This is a genomic window from Streptomyces sp. CA-106110 (assembly GCF_050936285.1).
In the GTDB taxonomy this organism is placed as follows: domain Bacteria; phylum Actinomycetota; class Actinomycetes; order Streptomycetales; family Streptomycetaceae; genus Streptomyces.
In genome coordinates, this window is sequence record NZ_JBNJNB010000001.1 from 8,278,552 (window position 1) to 8,294,968 (window position 16,417).

General features: G+C 69.9%; 11 protein-coding genes, 1 tRNA gene and 3 pseudogenes. 9 read left to right on the top strand and 6 right to left on the bottom strand.

The genetic code is table 11. The features are described from left to right. Positions 1 to 20: 20 nt before the first annotated feature. Entirely contained in the window at positions 21 to 911 is an 891-nt protein-coding gene (locus tag ACQEXA_RS38160; protein WP_432927229.1) for a TerD family protein, read from the bottom strand. Positions 912 to 1,101: 190 nt separating this feature from the next. Between ACQEXA_RS38160 and ACQEXA_RS38165 the strand changes: the two genes are divergently transcribed. From ACQEXA_RS38165 to ACQEXA_RS38175, 3 genes are read left to right on the top strand one after another with little or no spacing between them, the layout of a single operon-like run. Continuing rightward, a complete protein-coding gene (locus ACQEXA_RS38165; protein WP_432927227.1) occupies positions 1,102 to 2,298 on the top strand; it encodes an HpcH/HpaI aldolase/citrate lyase family protein in 1,197 nt (398 codons plus the stop codon). A 21-nt stretch (positions 2,299 to 2,319) separates the two neighbouring features. Next, positions 2,320 to 4,752 (top strand): phosphoribosyltransferase, encoded by a 2,433-nt coding sequence (locus tag ACQEXA_RS38170; protein WP_432927225.1) that lies wholly within the window; start codon positions 2,320 to 2,322, stop codon positions 4,750 to 4,752. Beyond that, the gene (locus ACQEXA_RS38175) at positions 4,749 to 5,561 is read left to right on the top strand and encodes an HAD family hydrolase (RefSeq protein WP_432927223.1); all 813 of its coding nucleotides are present in this window, start codon (positions 4,749 to 4,751) and stop codon (positions 5,559 to 5,561) included. The genes ACQEXA_RS38170 and ACQEXA_RS38175 overlap by 4 nt, the downstream gene beginning before the upstream one ends. A gap of 75 nt (positions 5,562 to 5,636) precedes the next feature. Here the strand turns inward: ACQEXA_RS38175 and ACQEXA_RS38180 are convergent, their stop codons facing one another. Continuing rightward, positions 5,637 to 5,861: an FmdB family zinc ribbon protein gene (locus tag ACQEXA_RS38180; RefSeq protein ID WP_432927221.1), complete on the bottom strand. Its 225-nt coding sequence runs from the start codon at positions 5,859 to 5,861 to the stop codon at positions 5,637 to 5,639. 534 nt (positions 5,862 to 6,395) lie between these two features. Here ACQEXA_RS38180 and ACQEXA_RS38185 point away from each other — a divergent pair. The 3 pseudogenes from ACQEXA_RS38185 (at position 6,396) to ACQEXA_RS38195 (ending at position 11,195) form a co-directional block, all read left to right on the top strand. Continuing rightward, positions 6,396 to 8,575, top strand: a pseudogene (locus ACQEXA_RS38185) (transglycosylase domain-containing protein). Positions 8,576 to 8,627: 52 nt separating this feature from the next. Further along, a pseudogene (locus tag ACQEXA_RS38190) lies at positions 8,628 to 9,907 on the top strand (hypothetical protein). Positions 9,908 to 10,094: 187 nt separating this feature from the next. Further along, a pseudogene (locus ACQEXA_RS38195) lies at positions 10,095 to 11,195 on the top strand (amidase domain-containing protein). A gap of 31 nt (positions 11,196 to 11,226) precedes the next feature. Here the strand turns inward: ACQEXA_RS38195 and ACQEXA_RS38200 are convergent. Continuing rightward, on the bottom strand, positions 11,227 to 12,771 hold the full coding sequence (locus tag ACQEXA_RS38200) for a hypothetical protein (RefSeq protein WP_433132302.1): 1,545 nt from the start codon (positions 12,769 to 12,771) through the stop codon (positions 11,227 to 11,229). Positions 12,772 to 12,895: 124 nt separating this feature from the next. Beyond that, positions 12,896 to 13,681, bottom strand: coding sequence for a DUF4097 family beta strand repeat-containing protein (locus ACQEXA_RS38205; protein WP_432927217.1), 786 nt, complete (start codon positions 13,679 to 13,681; stop codon positions 12,896 to 12,898). A gap of 232 nt (positions 13,682 to 13,913) precedes the next feature. Between ACQEXA_RS38205 and ACQEXA_RS38210 the strand changes: the two genes are divergently transcribed. Further along, a tRNA-Val gene (locus tag ACQEXA_RS38210) sits at positions 13,914 to 13,985 on the top strand. A gap of 95 nt (positions 13,986 to 14,080) precedes the next feature. On the opposite strand, the gene ACQEXA_RS38215 is transcribed toward ACQEXA_RS38210, so the two are convergent. Continuing rightward, positions 14,081 to 14,416 (bottom strand): tyrosine-type recombinase/integrase, encoded by a 336-nt coding sequence (locus ACQEXA_RS38215; protein ID WP_433132304.1) that lies wholly within the window; start codon positions 14,414 to 14,416, stop codon positions 14,081 to 14,083. A 186-nt stretch (positions 14,417 to 14,602) separates the two neighbouring features. Between ACQEXA_RS38215 and ACQEXA_RS38220 the strand changes: the two genes are divergently transcribed. Beyond that, the gene (locus ACQEXA_RS38220) at positions 14,603 to 14,815 is read left to right on the top strand and encodes a hypothetical protein (protein WP_432927214.1); all 213 of its coding nucleotides are present in this window, start codon (positions 14,603 to 14,605) and stop codon (positions 14,813 to 14,815) included. Between the two features lie 182 nt (positions 14,816 to 14,997). On the opposite strand, the gene ACQEXA_RS38225 is transcribed toward ACQEXA_RS38220, so the two are convergent. Further along, positions 14,998 to 15,471 carry a PH domain-containing protein gene (locus ACQEXA_RS38225; protein WP_432927212.1) on the bottom strand — a complete coding sequence of 158 codons (474 nt, stop codon included), beginning with the start codon at positions 15,469 to 15,471 and terminating at the stop codon, positions 14,998 to 15,000. A 457-nt stretch (positions 15,472 to 15,928) separates the two neighbouring features. Here ACQEXA_RS38225 and ACQEXA_RS38230 point away from each other — a divergent pair, with 457 nt between their 5' ends. Then, complete coding sequence (locus ACQEXA_RS38230) at positions 15,929 to 16,321, top strand: hypothetical protein (RefSeq protein ID WP_433132306.1); 393 nt, start codon at positions 15,929 to 15,931, stop codon at positions 16,319 to 16,321. The last annotated feature ends 96 nt before the right edge of the window (positions 16,322 to 16,417 follow it).

Here is a 16,417-nt window from a genome sequence, read left to right on the forward strand (position 1 = left end):
GCCCACGGGCTTTTCGCCGGCTACCGCCCGATGAACTGCGGCCCCTGCGGCGGCAGCTTGAAGTCCGGGTCAGGCGCGGGCGCCGCGGTGGGCGGATACCCGTACGCCGGGTCGGGTGCCGCGGCCGTCTGGGGCTGGGGATAGCCGTAGGCGGGCCGGCCGACCGGCTGGGGATAGCCGTATGCGGGCTGCGTCGGCGCCGGCACCGGCGGATACCCGTACGCAGGCTGTCGCGGCAGCGGCTGCTCCGGCGGCAGCGGTACCGACACCTCGGGCGGGGCGGGCACCGACACCGTACCCACGCCGTGGACCACCGCGGTGTCCGGGGCCTCCGCCATGGGCAGACCCGCGTCGGTCTGCGGGGCCTCCGACTCGTCCACCGAGATGCCGAAGTCGTTCGCGAGGCCCTTCAGCCCGTTCGAGTAGCCCTCGCCCAGCGCCCGGAACTTCCAGCCGTCGCCTCGCCGGTACAGCTCGCCGCAGATCAGTGCCGTCTCCGCGCCGGTCTCCGGCTTGATCTCGAAGTACGCCAGCGGCTCCCCGTCGGCGACGGCCGCGTCGTACAGCAGGATGCACAGCGCCCGCACCCGGTCGAAGGTGACGTCGTCCGCGGAGGCGACCAGCGCGATCCGCGCCACGCCGGACTCGATGCCCGCCAGATCCGTCTGGACCGTCTCGGTCAGCTTGTCCGCTTCCCGCTTCTTGCCGAGCAGCCGGACCTTCCCCGAAGGGTGCCGGGGCTGGTTGTAGAAGACGAAGTCCTCGTCGGACCGCACCCGTCCGTCGGGGCCGAGGAGCAGCGCCGAGGCGTCCACGTCCGGGACGCCCTGTCCCGGTGCCCAACGCAGCACCGCCCGTACCGCCGTGGCCTCGAGCGCTACGTTCGACCCTTTCAGCATCGCGTGCGTCATGGCGTCATCCTGCCTTCTCCGTCCAGGTCACGACAACGTGGGGGTGGCGGTGACCGCCGTGCTGCTGACGTACCGCCGACACAGCCGAGTTACCTGAACTTCATGCCCGACGGGAACCCAGGACATCGAGTCCTACGTACTATTACCGGCCACGTCTTGTCGCATCGCTAACACCACGGGGGAAAGTCCTATGCGTCACTTCGGGCACATCGCCCCTGAGGAGCGGCAGCGCCTCTTCCACCGGGAGCCGGCCGTGTTCACCGCCGACTCCCCGGCCCGCGTGCTCGCGGCGGCCCTGGGAGCCACGCTCTACAGTCCCGCGACCCGCCCGCAGCTCGGCGACGACGTGGTCAAGCAGGCGCGGCGCGGAGTCGTCTCCATGGTGCTGTGCCTGGAGGACTCCATCGACGACGCCGACGTCGTGGACGCCGAGGAGAACCTGGTCCGGCAGCTGACCGCCCTGGCCTCCTCCTCGGACGTCGAGCTTCCGCTGCTCTTCATCCGGGTCCGGCTGCCCGAGCAGATCCCGGACCTGGTGGCCCGGCTCGGCCCGGCGGTCCGCCTGCTGTCCGGATTCGTGCTGCCGAAGTTCACCGAGGAGCGCGGTGTCGCCTTCATGGAGGCGCTGACCCGGGCCGAGGCGGCGAGCGGGCGCCGGCTGTTCGCCATGCCCGTCCTGGAGTCGCCCTCCCTGCTCTACCTGGAGACGCGCCGGGAGACGCTGGCGGGCATCTTCCGCACGGTGGACAAGTACCGCGACCGCGTCCTCGCGCTGCGACTCGGCGTCACCGACTTCTGCTCTTCTTACGGCCTGCGCCGAGCGCCCGACATGACGGCGTACGACGTCCAGATCGTCGCCTCCGTGATCGCCGACGTGGTCAACGTCCTCGGGCGTGCCGACGGCACCGGGTTCACCGTGACCGGGCCGGTGTGGGAGTACTTCCGGGTCCAGGAGCGCATGTTCAAGCCGCAGCTGCGGCGCAGCCCGTTCCTCGAGGGAGAGGTCGAGGAACTGCGTGAGACGCTCATCGAGCGCGACCTGGACGGGCTGCTGCGCGAGATCTCCCTGGACCGTGCCAACGGCCTTCTCGGCAAGACCTGCATCCACCCCTCGCACGTGATGCCCGTGCACGCGTTGTCGGTCGTCAGTCACGAGGAGTTCAGCGATGCCCAGGACATCCTGAGGCCCGAGCGCCTCGGCGGGGGCGTGCTGCGCTCCGCCTACACGAACAAGATGAACGAGGTGAAGCCGCATCGCGCCTGGGCCGAGCGCACCCTCCAGCGCGCCGAGGTCTTCGGCGTGGCGGACGAGGAGATCGGCTTCGTGGACCTGCTGGCCGCGGGGGCTTCCGGGCTGAGCGGCGCCACCGCCCCACTGTCGCACTGACGCCGTACCGACGAGGAACCGATGAAGAACATGGTCTGGTCCGGAACCTGGGTCGCCGAGCGGCTCGGGGTCGAGCTCGTCGGCGACGAGCGGCTGACCGATCTGCTCGGGCTCGCGCTGCGGCGCAACCCCAAACGCGCGCACCTGCTGGTCTCCAATGTGCTGGGCAAGCACGTCCCGCAGCTCCCGTCCGTCGTCCACGGCCACGGGTTCGCGCTCGGCCGCAGGGTACGGGACCTGCTGAGCACCGAGGAGGGGCGCCGCGCGGTCGTCCTCGGGTACGCGGAGACGGCGACCGGACTCGGCCACTCGGTCGCCGACGGTCTCGGTCTCGCGACCTGTCTCCACTCCACGCGCCGCCCGGTCGAGGGCGTCGCCCAGGCCGGCGGCTTCGAGGAGTCCCACTCCCACGCGACCTCGCACCTGCTGCTCCCGGAGGATCCGGCGCTGCTCGCGGGCGACGGTCCGCTGGTCCTGGTCGACGACGAGTTCTCGACCGGCAACACGGTCATGAACACCATCCGGGATCTGCACCAGCGGTACCCGCGCAAGCGCTATGTCGTGGTGGCGCTGGTCGATATGCGCTCCGCCGCGGACCTGGGGCGGCTGACGGAGTTCGGGCGGGAGATCGGCGCCCGGATCGACCTCGTGACGGCGGCCGCCGGCACCGTTCGGCTGCCGGAGGGCGTCCTGGAGAAGGGGCAGGAGCTGGTCGCCCGGCACGAGTCGGCCGTACCCCACCGCCAGGCGTACGGGACGGTCACCCGGGTCGAGCTCGGCTGGCCCCGCGGGCTGCCCGACGGAGGACGGCACGGCTTCACCCCCGGGCACCGGGCCCGGCTGGAGCACGCGCTGCCCGCCATGGCGGCGCGGCTCGCCGAGGCAATACCCGGCGGGGCCCGGCGCGTGCTCGTGCTGGGCTTCGAGGAGCTGATGTACGCGCCGCTCCGCCTGGCCCGCGAGCTGGAGGAGACCGTTCCGGCCGAGGTCCGCTACTCCACGACCACCCGCTCGCCCGTCCTGGCCGTCGACGATCCCGGCTACGCGATACGCAGCCGGATCGTCTTCCCCGCCCATGACGCCCCCGCCGACGGCCCCGGCGAGCGCTACGCCTACAACGTCGCGGACGCCGGCTTCGACGCCGTCGTCGCGGTCGTGGACTCCGTGGCCGACACTCCCGAACTGCACGCCCCCGGCGGCCTGCTCGACCGGCTCGCCGCTCACACCCCGCACGTCCTGCTCGCGGTCGTACCCAGTTACGTCCCCGCGCCTCCGTATGCCCCCGAAAGGCCCGCCATGCTGCCCGAGCCACTCCGCGGCCCCGCCTTCTCCTCGTACGCGCCCGACGAGGTCGGCTGGCTGCTCCAGGATCTCTCGGACGTCACCCTGGAGGCGCCGACCGAGGAGCGCGAGGAGGCGATCCAGAAGGGCGGGGCGCACTACGCCGAGTCCCTTCCCGTCGAGTACCAGCCGAGCGAGCAGTATCAGGAGCTGTTCCACGCGGCTCTCGAAAGCTCGGCCGTGCGGATCGCGCAGGCGGTCGGCGTGGTCACCGAGAGCCTGCTGGCGGAACGGTCACCGCGCCCGGTCCTCGTCTCGCTCGCCCGCGCCGGGACCCCCGTCGGCATCCTGATGCGCCGCTGGGCCCACCACCGGCACGGCCTCGACCTGCCGCACTACGCGGTGTCCATCGTGCGTGGCCGCGGCATCGACGCCAACGCGCTGCGCTACCTCGCCGACCGGCACGACCCCCGCGACGTCGTCTTCGTCGACGGCTGGACCGGTAAGGGCGCCATCACCCGGGAACTGGCCGACGCGATACGGGAGTTCGAGGAGTCCGACGGCATCACCGGCTTCGACCCGGAGATAGCCGTTCTCGCCGACCCGGGCTCCTGTGTCCGGACGTACGGCACGCGGGAGGACTTCCTCATCCCCTCCGCCTGCCTCAACTCGACGGTGTCCGGGCTGATCTCGCGCACGGTGCTGCGGGCCGACCTGGTCGGCCCGCACGACTACCACGGCGCGAAGTTCTACCGGGAGCTCGCCGGTGCCGATGTGTCGGGCGCCTTCCTCGACGCCGTCTCCGCCCGGTTCTCCGAGGTCGAGGAGGCGGCCTGTGCGCAGGCCAAGGAACTGCTCGCCGGCGACCGCACCCCTACCTGGGAGGGCTGGGCGGCGGTGGAGCGCATCAGCGAGGAGTACGGCATCCACGATGTGAACCTGGTCAAGCCGGGTGTCGGCGAGACGACCCGGGTGCTGCTGCGCCGGGTGCCCTGGAAGATCCTGGCGCGGTCCGGGGCCGGCGCCGACCTCGACCATGTACGCCTGCTGGCCGAGCAGCGCGGGGTACCGGTCGAGGAGGTCGACGGACTCCCTTACACCTGTGTCGGATTGATCCATCCTCAGTACACACGGGGCGCCACCGGCGCCGACGGCAAGGCGGTGGCGGTATGACCCCCGTGCTGGTCGCCAGCGACCTCGACCGTACGCTGATCTACTCGTCCGCGGCGCTCGCGCTGACCATGCCGGATCCGAGGGCGCCCCGGCTGCTGTGCGTCGAGGTGCACGAGAGCAAGCCCCTGTCGTACATGACCGAGACCGCGGCCGCGCTGCTCACCGACCTCGCCGACCGGGCGGTGTTCGTGCCGACGACGACCCGCACCCGCAAGCAGTACCAGCGCATCAACCTGCCGGGTCCCGCCCCGGCGTACGCGATCTGCGCCAACGGCGGCCATCTGCTGGCGGACGGCGTCTCCGACCCCGACTGGCACGCGTCGGTGCTCGCCCGGCTGGCGGACGAGTGCGCGCCACTGGCCGAGGTACGGGAGCATCTGGAGACCACCGCCGACCCGGCCTGGGTACGCAAGCACCGGGTCGCGGAGGACCTCTTCGTCTATCTCGTCGTCGAACGCGAGTTGCTGCCCCAGGAATGGGTGAAGGAACTGGCGGTGTGGGCGGAGAACCGCGGCTGGACCGTGTCCCTGCAGGGCCGCAAGATCTATGCCGTGCCGAAACCGCTGACCAAGAGCGCGGCGGTGCGCGAGGTCGTCCGTCGCACCGGCGCCACCCTCACCCTGGCGGCCGGGGACTCGCTGCTCGACGCTGACCTGCTGCTGGCAGCCGACCGCGGCTGGCGCCCGGGCCACGGCGAACTGGCCGACGCAGACTGGACGGCACCGGCGATCAGTGCCCTGCCCGAGCGGGGAGTTCTGGCCGGGGAGCGGATTCTGCGGGAGTTCCTGAAGGCGGCGCGGGAGGCGTAGGCCGACTGCCGTCGATCGGTGACCGGCCCGGCGCGACCGGATGCGCCGGGCCCGGCGCGGCGCGGCCGAGCGGTTTCAGCCGCAGCAGCCGCCGCCGCAGCACCCGCCACCGGCGCCGCCGCCCACGCGGGGGGCAGCGGCCGGAGCGGACGCGGTGCCACCCACCGCGACCGTCGACAGCAGTTTCACCGTGTCGTCGTGGCTCGACGGGCAGGCGGCGGGTGCGGAGGACTCCGCCATCGGACGGCTCAGTTCGAACGTGTCGCCGCAGGTACGGCAGCGGTACTCATAGCGAGGCATGGACACAGACTAACCGGCGGTTTCGGGCGGTCCCAGGACTTCGTGGGGCTGCTGGGCCCCTGGGCGGCCCGAGGATCTTCTTAAGATCTCCTCAAAGTTCCCGACTTGGCCATTTCTTCGTCCCTCCTGACCCAGGACACCACAGAGACCGCTGATATTTTTATGTGAGTCACGATGAGCCGCATCGTCGTGAGGGGGGCTCGCAGCCGCATACGTGGCAGCTGCATCTACCCGCGCGCGCAACACCGAGTGCGGAGGGAGACGCAGTGGTGACCCAGGCTTGGCAGCGGATACGGGGGCGGTGCTTCCGGGTTCGTGTGTGCGCCGGAGGCTGCCGTGGCTAGCGAGAACGACGGTCTCCCGCCCGGCCGGCCGACGCCGAAGCAGCCCCGGCAGCGTCCTGCGGAAGGCGAGGCCCGGGCCGAGACATCCTTCGACCCCGACACCACCATGCAGTTGAAGGCCGGGGTGCCGCTGCCCCCGGACACTACGATGCAGTTGAAGGTCGGCTCCGCGCTGCCTCCGGACGCCACGATGCAGCTGAAGGCCGTGGCACCTCCGCAGCCGGACCCGGAGGCCGCCGCGCAGCAGGCGCCCGACGCCACGATGCAACTGCGGGTGTTCCGGCCAAAGCCCGCCGGGCGGCGCGCCAGCCGCAAGAAGGCAGCCCCGGCCCCGCCCCTCACTCGTGTCACCGCGTTCTTCCAGCCGTACGTGCGCAAGCTCGAGCCCTACGCCCGCAAGCTGGAGCCGTACGCCCAGCGGCTCGCGCCCTACGCCCGCAAACTCAAGCCGGTCTACCCGCGCCCTGGCCGCACCGGCTGGCGGCGCTGGATGCCCTCCTGGCGGCAGTGGCTGGGGGGCGGGCTGACGTCCGTGGTTCTGAGCGGCCTCTTCCTGGTCGTCGCGTACGCCGCTACGGACATACCGAAGAACCTCAACTCGTACGCCACCCAGCAGGACAACGTCTACTTCTGGAGCGACGGCACGCCCATGGCCCGCACCGGCTGGGTGCAGCGGCAGGCGATGCCGCTGAAGGACATACCCGAGCAGGTGCGCTGGGCGGTGCTCGCCGCGGAGAACGAGAGCTTCTACTCGGACCCGGGCATCTCGTTCAAAGGCCTCACCCGAGCCCTGTGGCGCACGGTCGGCCAGGGGGACACCCAGGGCGGCTCGACCATCACCCAGCAGTATGTGAAGAACGTCTACCTGAACCAGAACCAGACGGTGGACCGCAAGTTCACCGAGGCGATGATCTCCCTCAAGCTCGACAACAGGATGAGCAAGGACGACATCCTCGAGGGGTACCTCAACACCAGCTGGTTCGGTCGCGGCACCTACGGCATCCAGCGTGCCGCCCAGGCCTACTACGGCAAGGACGTGAGCCGGCTCAACGCGGGCGAGGCCGCCTTTCTGGCCTCCCTGCTGAAGGGCGCCGGTCTCTACGACCCCACCCTGAACCAGGCCAACCACCAGCGGGCGGTCGAGCGGTGGTCCTGGATCCTCGATCGCATGGTCAAGATCGGCAAGCTGTCGCCGCAAGAGCGGGCGAAGTACAAGACGTTCCCCGAGCCGCTCAAGCAGAACCCTCTCTACGACACCGGTAAGCAGAGCGACTACCTGGTCGAACTCGCCTCGCAGTACGCCAAGAAGTCCGCGCACATCTCGGACAAGCAGTTCGACCTGGGCGGCTACCAGATCTACACGACCTTCGACCGCAAGCGTGAGGACGCGCTCACCGACGCCGTGACCAAGGCCCGCAAACAGGGCGGCATCGATCACCCCGACCTTGCGAAGACCGCGCACTACGGAGCCGCCTCGTGGCCACCGACGGCCGCATCCTCGCCGTCTACGGCGGCCCCGACCACCGTACGCAGGGCTACAACGAGTCCAACGCCACTACGGTGCAGGCGGGTTCGGCCTTTCTGCCGTTCGTCTACGCCGCGGGTCTCGAGCACGGCGTCCACAAGACCCGGGGCGGCGGCCCCGCGACCCCGGTCACCCCGGAGTCGCTCTACGACGGCGACGACGGCGTCCCCGTCACCACGCCCGAGGGTCCGTACTGGGACCGCAGCGGCAAGAGGGTCGCCGCCCACAACGACGGCAACAGGTCCTACGGCCAGATGACCCTGGCCCAGGCCCTCGCCCTGTCCGTGAACACGCCCTTCATGCAGCTCGGCATGGACACCGGCCTGGTGCAGGTGCGCGAGACGGCGGAGGCGGCCGGACTGCTCTCCTCGAGCATGGGCCCGCAGGTGCCCGCGCTGTCCTTGGGCAATGCCACGCCCAGTGCGATCCGGATGGCGAGCGGGTACGCCACGTTCGCCTCGGACGGGACGCACACCGAGCCGTACTCGGTTCGCCGCATCACCCGCAACGGCTCCCTGGTCGCCCTGAAGACGCCGAAGCCCCGCCAGGCCGTCGGCTCCGCGGTGGCCCGCCAGGTCGACGATGCCCTCACTCAGTCCTTCCGCACCGCCCATCCGAGCGCGGCCTCCGTCTCCGCGCAGGTGTCCGGAAAAGCCGGAACCACACAGGACGACACAGCCTCCTGGTACGTAGGAACGGCCAAGTCCGTGTCCACTGCGATCGTCGCCTACCGCATGGACCTGTCCAAGAGCCTCCAACCGCTGCCGCTCAAGGGGCTCGCCGGAACCCCGGCGGACAGCGTGCCCTACGGCATCTGGACGGAGGCCATGAGCCCGCTCGGCTGACGCCGGCGCCGCAGACCGCACCCCGCCCGCCTCCTCGCAGAACGAGCCGCCCATGAGTACGAGAAACGGCCACCGCCGCGCCCGACCCGCACGTACCAACCGCCGGAACATCACCTTGGCGGCTCTCCTCGCCCTGGCGTCGGTGACGGTGACCTTCCTCGCGGTCTCCCGGCACGACGACACCGCACCCACCGCCTCCGCCGGAGCCCGGCAGGGCGACGGCAAGGGCGCTGCGGCCAAGCCGAGCAAGACGCCGAAGTGGGACGGCAAGACGAAGATCCTCGGCGACGGGTCCACCTCGTACACCGGCCCGCAGAAGGGCGAGTTGAAGCCGGTTCCGCTCAAACCCGGTGAAAAGCCTCCCAGTTCGTCGTCTTCTCCTGGGACGGCGCGCTGGAGGGCAGCGACCATCTCTTCTCGCACTACCGGGAGATGGCCAAGGCGTACGACGCCCATATGACCTTCTTCCTCACGGGCATCTATCTGCTGCCCAAGAGCAAGAAGGACCTGTACCACGGGCCGATGCACTCGCCGGGCGACGCGGCCATCGACTACGCCACCGACGAGCACATACGCGAGACGCTGGGGCAGCTCCGCCAGGCCTACGCCGAAGGCGACGAGATCGGCACCCACTTCAACGGCCACTTCTGCGGCGCCAAGGGCGGCGGCGACTGGAGCGTCGACGAGTGGAAGAGCGAGATCGACCAGTTCTACTCCTTCGTCCAGAACTGGAAGACCAACACCGGCTACAAGGACATCCCCGCGCTGCCCTTCGACTTCAAGGACGAGGTCACCGGCGGCCGCGCGCCCTGCCTGGAGGGCCAGCCGAACCTGCTGAAGGCCATGAAGAGCTACGGCTGGCGCTACGACGCCAGTTCCCCGGGCGACTTCCAGATATGGCCGGTGAAGAAGAACGGCATCTGGGACTTCCCGCTGCAGATGCTCCCGTACGAGGGCGGCAAGTACCAGGGCCTGTCGATGGACTTCAACTTCCTCTACAACCAGTCGGGCGGCGAGACCAAGGGTGATCCGGCGAAGTACGCCGAGTGGGAGCAGACGACCGTGGACTCGTACATGGCCGGCTTCAACCGCGTCTACTACGGCAGCCGGGCTCCCCTGTTCATCGGAAACCACTTCGAGGACTGGAACGGCGGCATCTACATGAAGGCCATCGACCAGGTCGTCAAGAACGTCTGCTCCAAGAAGGGCGTCAAGTGCGTGTCCTTCAAGGAACTGGCCGACTGGCTCGACGTGCAGAAGCCCGGAACGCTCGAGCGGCTGCGCAGTCTGGACCCGGCCCAGTCGCCGGACTGGTCGACGGTTGTCAACTGACGCCTGGAACAGTCTTGTTCCACTGGTGCATCCCCTCTTCACAACTGCCACAGAGGCCGTGCGAAGATGCGAACGCCCGGTAGGGGTACCGGCATAGAGGGGAACATCATTGAAATCAAGAAGATTGAGCCGTAAGCGGAGCCGCGCGACCATCATCACGGCGGCGGCCGCCTCGGTGGTCGCCGGAGTGGCCCTGCTGCCCAACTGGAGCGCGGGTGCGGCGGTGACCGACGACCCGACGGTGGACCCGGCGACCAAGGCCACCTTCCAGCGACTGGCCGACGCGGTCTTCACCGACCGCACGCAGGCCCTGGTGGACGGGCGCGGCGCCGAGGGCAAGCAGCGCACGTCCGGCTTCTCCGGCAAGGTACGTCTGTCCGGCACGCAGTCACGCGCGGAGAGCTCGGCACTTGACCAGCTGAGCGGCCGCAAGTCCCGCCTGGCGTAGCTCGGCGAGAAGTACAGCGGGGCCAGCACCAGCGTCACGCTGGACGCCACGCAGGTGAAGGGCCGGCGCGCCACGGTCGACGTCACCGAGACCACGACCCTGACGTACGAGAAGGTCAAGGGCACCGAGCCGAAGACCACCGGCTTTCAGGCCCACCACGAGCTGACGTTCAAGGCGGACCGGCACGGCGACTGGCAGCTGAGCGGTATACGTGACACCGACGACGGCTACCTCGCGGTGAACCAGGTGGCCAAGCCGGCCGTCGCCGCGCCGGCCACCGCCGCCGACGACGGGCCGCCCTCGGCGACCCGTTCCGCCACCACGCGGTCCGCGCCGGCCAAGCCGAAGAACTTCTCGGTCACCGGCTACGACTACAAGGCCATGGCGGCGTACGCGCAGAAGTACTGGAACAACTACAACCCGGCCTACCCGGACTTCAACGGGCAGGGCGCCGGCGGCGACTGCACCAACTTCGTCAGCCAGTCCCTGAAGGCCGGCGGCTGGAAGCACGTCCCCGGCTACACGTACGACTGGCACAAGTGGTTCGGCACCGCCGACATCCAGTCGGACTCGTTCGTCGGCGTGAACGAGTTCTCATGGTTCGCCCTGTCCTCCAAGCGGGTCACCAGCCTCGCCAACGTCTACCAGATGGACGTCGGTGACGTGCTGCAGATGGACTTCAACAAGGACGGGTCGAAGGACCACTCGATGATCGTCACCTACCGCAGCCCGCAGGGCGTGCCGTACGTGACGTACCACTCCACCAACACCTACAACAGGTCGGTGGCGAGCATCATCGCGTCGTACCCGAACGCGGCGTACTACGCCTACCGCACCTGAGCGGGCCGCTTCCGGAGCGGGGAGCCGGGCCTCAGTGACCGGCTCCCCGCTCCTCCCGGATCTGCGAGACCACCCGGGCCACCGTCTGGCGCACCGCCTCCGTCTCGGTCAGGAAGTGCCAGTAGTCCGGGTGACGGCCCTCGAGCGTGGCGACCGCCCGGTCCAGCCGGGCCACGGAATCGTCGAGCGGACGGGCGTGCCGCGGATCGGGATTCGTCCGCCCCGTCATGGCCAGCCGCTGCGCGTCACGGATCGCGAACCGCGTCCGCTCGATCTCCTGCTGCGGATCCTTCTGCACGGCGTTGAGCCGCCGCAGCCGGTCACCGGCCGCGGACACCGCCTCGTCCGTCGTGTTCAGCAGCGACCGCACGGTCGACAGCAGCGAGGTCGCGTCCGGCCAGCGCTGGTCGTCGCGCGCGGTCTGCGCCTCCCTGAGCTTCAGCTCGGCCTGCCGTACGGTCTCGCCGGCCTGATCCGGCACGTGCTGCAGGTCCTGCCAGCACGCCGCGGTGAACCGCCGCCGCAGCTCGCTCAGCACGGGCTGCACCTGCCCGGCCCGGGTGGTGAGCGCCTGCGCCCGGGTCCGCAGCGAGACGAGCCGGTGATCGATCTCGGCGGCCTGCTCGGGCAGCCGCTCGGCCTGCGTCCGTACGGCCTCGGCCTCCCTGGCCACACGCTCGGCGCGCTCCAGGGTCTGCGCCGCACCGTGCCGGCCGGCGCCCTGGTTGAGTTTGGTCAGCTCGGGGGCGAGGGCGGCCAGCCGGGCGGCCAGGTCGTCGGCCTTGAGCCCCGAGGCCCGGACGCCGTCCAGGGCGTTGCTCGCGGCGAGCAGGGCCTGGCGCGCGCGCTCCACGGCCGGGGCGAGCCGGGCGAGCTGGGTCTCGGCCTTGCCGAGCAACGGCCCGAGACTGTCGCCGAAACGATCCAGCTCCTGCTTGACACGGGTCAGTTCGTCCTTGGCCGTGGTGAGTTCGGCACGGGCGTGAGAGGCCGCCGAGGCCTCGAGATCGACCCGGTCGAGGTCATGCGCGTCGACGGCCTGGATGTACTGGTGACTGGCCTCGTCGATACGCCGCCCGAGCGCCTCGAAGTCGGAGAGGGCACGACGGGCGGCGGGGGAGTCGTCCACGGCGGCGATGGTCTCGATCGAGATCCGCAGATCGCGTTGGGCGGTGTCGAGCTCGTAGAAGGCGGCCGCGGCGGCGTCCTTGGCGGCCTGCGCCTGGGCCCGCTGCCCCTCGGACCGCCCTCCGAACCAGCGCCGCGTCCCGCCCCCGGCGAACGCCGCGGGCAGAACGAGGGCGGCGCCGAGCGCGGCGACGAGGGGCAGGCTGAGCAGCGCCAGGACGTCACGGGCCGGAGTGGGGCGACGGGACGCCGCGCTCCGTGCGGCGCCCTGGGCCGCGCGCGGATCAATGCTGCCGGACGCGCCGGCGGTCTCCCGTGCGGCGTGCAGATCGTGGTGCCCGGTGTCCGACGGACGCGGCGCGCGCGTGAGACCGGGCCGACAGCTCGGCGATCGATGGCGCGCGCATGGCGCGAACGGCGTGCACGGCTGTGGTGGTGTCGCCGTCACATCCCTCTCCCGTGCTGTCATCCGCCCTGCCCGGTGTCATTCTCCCACCGGTTGAGGACGAACACACGGGGCGTTCGGTTCACTGTGCGCAGTGGCCGGATCTCGTCCCTCCCGGCCCTGCGGACTACCCCGCCGTCCGTACGGTGACCGACCCGTCCTCCGTCCGCGCGTCGATCACATGGGAGCTGGCCGAATCCCTGGGGACCGACACATGAACCGAGCCGTCCTGCGCGCGGGTGCTGACACGGTACGTGCCGTGCGGCAGCGCGATCGTGACCGAGCCGTCCGCGCTGCTCGACTCGACGCGATCGGGCACGGCTCCCAGTTCGAGGTCGACGGAGCCGTCCTGCGTCGTGGCGTGCACGCGGCGCGAGTGCACGCCCCTCGCCCGCACCGACCCGTCCGCGCTGTCCAGCGTGAGCGGCCCTGAGGCGTCGGTGACCAGCACCGAGCCGTCCTGGGTACGGATGCTCAGCGCGTCCTTGAAACCCTGCGCCCGCACGCTCCCGTCGCCCTCCTCGACCTTGACGGCCACCCCGCGCGGCACCTCGATCCGGTGCCGGGCGGAACAGTCCGCGACCAGCCCGGAGCACTTCAGCCGCAGAACGAGCCGGTCGTCCTTCATGGCCCAGGTCACCCGAGGGTCCCCGCCGACCACGACCGTCCCCTTGAACCACCGGGTGACCTCGACCTGGTGCACATCGGCCGGGACGATCTCCAGCGCCGAGTCGTCGGAGTCGACGGTGAGCGTCCGGCCGTGCAGTGCGAAGGTACGGTGATCCGGGTGCGGGTCGTCCCCGGCATCGTTCCCGCACCCGGCGACCGTCGCGACGACCACGGCGGCGACACCGCCGAGAGCGATCACGCGAGTACGCCGACCGGGTCCAGTACGCCGCGTCGTACGAGCCATGAGTTTCTCCCTGAAATCTTGAACCCTGGACTCGGCCCGGAGGGCCCCGAGCGCCCTTCGACCGTACGCAGGGCGGGCGCCCGGGAGGATCCGGCACTCTCCCGGATCAGGGGTGGGGCTAACCCCCGGTACGGGGGCGCCAGGGACCGCCGAGGGCTGCCGCCCGCCCGCATCCCGCGTATACGCGTTTGCCGGGCATCCCCCCGGGCAAGGTAGGCTGTCGACTCGTCCTGGGCGCGTAGCTCAGCGGTAGAGCGCCGCCCTTACAAGGCGGATGTCGGCGGTTCGAAACCGTCCGCGCCCACCGGTCTCAGGACACGATGAAGGCCCAGGTCAGCGGGGAGGTACCCGGAGACCTGGGCCTTGATCTTTCTTGGCTGTTCGGAGCCGTCGTGCCACTTACGTGCCAGATGGACCGCGCGGGGGCCGCTTCACCCTCTTGATCTGTCCGTCGACGTGGTCGGCGATCTGGTGATCGCGGCCGTTGACGAGGTGCTGACAGACCAGCGCGGCCCGCACCGACGACTGGCCCATGCGGTGCATCAGCTCGCGCGTGGTCGCACCACCGGTCGCGGCCAGAGTGTTGCCGGTGTGCCGGAGATCGTGGAAGCGCACGCCGCCGAGGCCGGTCGCGGCGAGGGCACGGAGCCAGATCCGCCGGACGTTGTTCCGGCGCAGGACACCGCCGCGCGCCGAGAAAGACGTTCGGTGGGTCAGGCCGCCGAGCGGTGCCATGATCAATCCTCCTTACGTTGTTACGTGGCGCGCTCCACCTGGACGCCCTGAACCACGCCCGCTCCACGGTGTGTGGGTCGACGGCGGACCGGATGGGAGTTGGGGAGAGTGGTGGGTGCAGGACGCGGGCGGGTCCATGCCACACTCAGGGGCTCGGTTCGCGGGCGTGCTGACTCGGGAGTGCGCATGGACCCGCGCTTGAGAAGACTTGGCGACGGCCTGATGACCTGCATCGCCCTGGCTTGGTTCGGCTACCAGGCCCTATATGGCGAGGGGGTGCTGCGGATCTTTTCCGCCCTCATGTCGGTGGTAGTCGTGGTGACGACTGCAGGCGCCATCCTCGACTACATCCGCCCTCGGCCGAAGCGGCGCCGATCCCTTGAACGGGACGGGAATTGAAACGCCTCTGCCGCCGCTGGCCTTGCAGGCCGAGTTGTGCGTCTCGACGCATGGAAGGACAATGAGGGGCTGCACCGGTACTACAAGGGCGCCGGGTTCACGCTGGTTCGGATAGTTGACCTTCCGCACCACAGGCCAGGGGCTCTGTTCCAGAGAGCGACCGGGGCCCGAGGTTGCCCCAGTCATGACCCCCGGGTGCTGCGCCTGTAACGGCGGTGCAGTGCACGCAACTGGGACAGTTGCTTCTCGAAGTCGCCCACGTCGGCGGCGCCGACCCATGGCACCGGCAGCGAGACCGTGGAGCCGTCGCGCAACGTGGCCGCGGCACGCAGGTTCGGAGTACTGATCCGGGAGTCGGCAGAATCTACCCGCAGGTCCTCAAAGCGGACGATCTTATCCCACTCCAGCCGCCGCCACCGCAGCACGGTGCGGAAACGCAGCCCGTCCGGGCCCGCCTCCACCCGTCGCCTGAGCAGCCCGACGCCCAAGGCAGCCGCCGAACCCACGCATGCGGAAAGGATCCCCCAATCCTGGGCGTCCGGAGCACCGAGGCGTGCCGCTACCCCCGCCGCGACCGCGAAGAGCGCGGCCAGCGCGGTCCACCAGCGTGCGGACTTCCCTCCCCACCGCAACGACAACTCAGCAGCATCGGACACTCGTGTGATCTTGCCACCCGCCACGCACATCCGGTAGATCACGGTTTCCAGGACCTGGCGTGACATCAGTAGCTGACATCAACAGAGGCGTATTACTGCGCACAGTGGCACACCGACGACTCGGCAGACCAGCCAACGGGTCTTGGCAGGAAGTCGGTTCGTGATGATGTCGCACCGGCCTACGGATCAGAAGGCTGCCCGTTCGTTCGTGCCGCCCAGTCGACCAGCACCGGTAGTGGTCTCACTTCTGGTCTCATTCATGCACGTACCGCCCCGTCCGGATGAGTACCACGGCAAGTCGCGTTCCAAGGCGACGGCCGCACATGCACACAGGTGAACGCCTCCATACGGCCGCCCGACCGGAACCAGCACACTTGGAAAGCGTGCACCTGGCGCCGGCGTACGAGTCACGTCGATGCCCAGCCCCCTGTCAGACCTGCGCTGTACGGTCCGCTCCATGGCTGAGAGACCTACGACGATATGGCGCGAGGGCCTAGCGGAGGAAGCTGAAGAGCTTGCCGCCGGCACCCTGGATCCTGAGTGCGCATGCATGGCGGAGCTGTTCCCCGAAGATCTGCTCACGGCGACCGACGCCGTCCTCGACACCTTCGAGACAGAGCTTCGCTGCCTGGCTGAGGCAGACGACGCGCAGATCTTCGGCGTCGTGGAACGCGTTGTCCTGGCCCTGAACGCGGTGAACGAAGCCCACAACGGGAGCACCTACGAAACCGACGAGCGCGAGCTACTGTGCGACTACATCGACCGATCACTTACCGAGCACGGCGTCGACATTGTCGCTCTGACCGCCCCGGGCCCGACATGGACTCGGCCGGTACCAGATCACGGATAAGTGGCGGAAGTGGTAAGGCTGCTCACTGACGCTGCTCGAGAGCACCCCTTCCTGACACAGGATCGCTGCTGCGCCACAACCGCACCAGATCGAGCG

Excerpts from the sequence above, each read along its gene's own strand:
- ACQEXA_RS38215 (WP_433132304.1), bottom strand. The coding sequence starts at position 14,416 with ATGGCACCGCTCGGCGGCCTGACCCACCGAACGTCTTTCTCGGCGCGC.
- ACQEXA_RS38170 (WP_432927225.1), top strand. The coding sequence starts at position 2,320 with ATGAAGAACATGGTCTGGTCCGGAACCTGGGTCGCCGAGCGGCTCGGG.
- ACQEXA_RS38160 (WP_432927229.1), bottom strand. The coding sequence starts at position 911 with ATGACGCACGCGATGCTGAAAGGGTCGAACGTAGCGCTCGAGGCCACG.
- ACQEXA_RS38205 (WP_432927217.1), bottom strand. The coding sequence starts at position 13,681 with ATGGCTCGTACGACGCGGCGTACTGGACCCGGTCGGCGTACTCGCGTG.
- ACQEXA_RS38230 (WP_433132306.1), top strand. The coding sequence starts at position 15,929 with ATGGCTGAGAGACCTACGACGATATGGCGCGAGGGCCTAGCGGAGGAA.
- ACQEXA_RS38220 (WP_432927214.1), top strand. The coding sequence starts at position 14,603 with ATGGACCCGCGCTTGAGAAGACTTGGCGACGGCCTGATGACCTGCATC.
- ACQEXA_RS38175 (WP_432927223.1), top strand. The coding sequence starts at position 4,749 with ATGACCCCCGTGCTGGTCGCCAGCGACCTCGACCGTACGCTGATCTAC.
- ACQEXA_RS38165 (WP_432927227.1), top strand. The coding sequence starts at position 1,102 with ATGCGTCACTTCGGGCACATCGCCCCTGAGGAGCGGCAGCGCCTCTTC.
- ACQEXA_RS38180 (WP_432927221.1), bottom strand. The coding sequence starts at position 5,861 with ATGCCTCGCTATGAGTACCGCTGCCGTACCTGCGGCGACACGTTCGAA.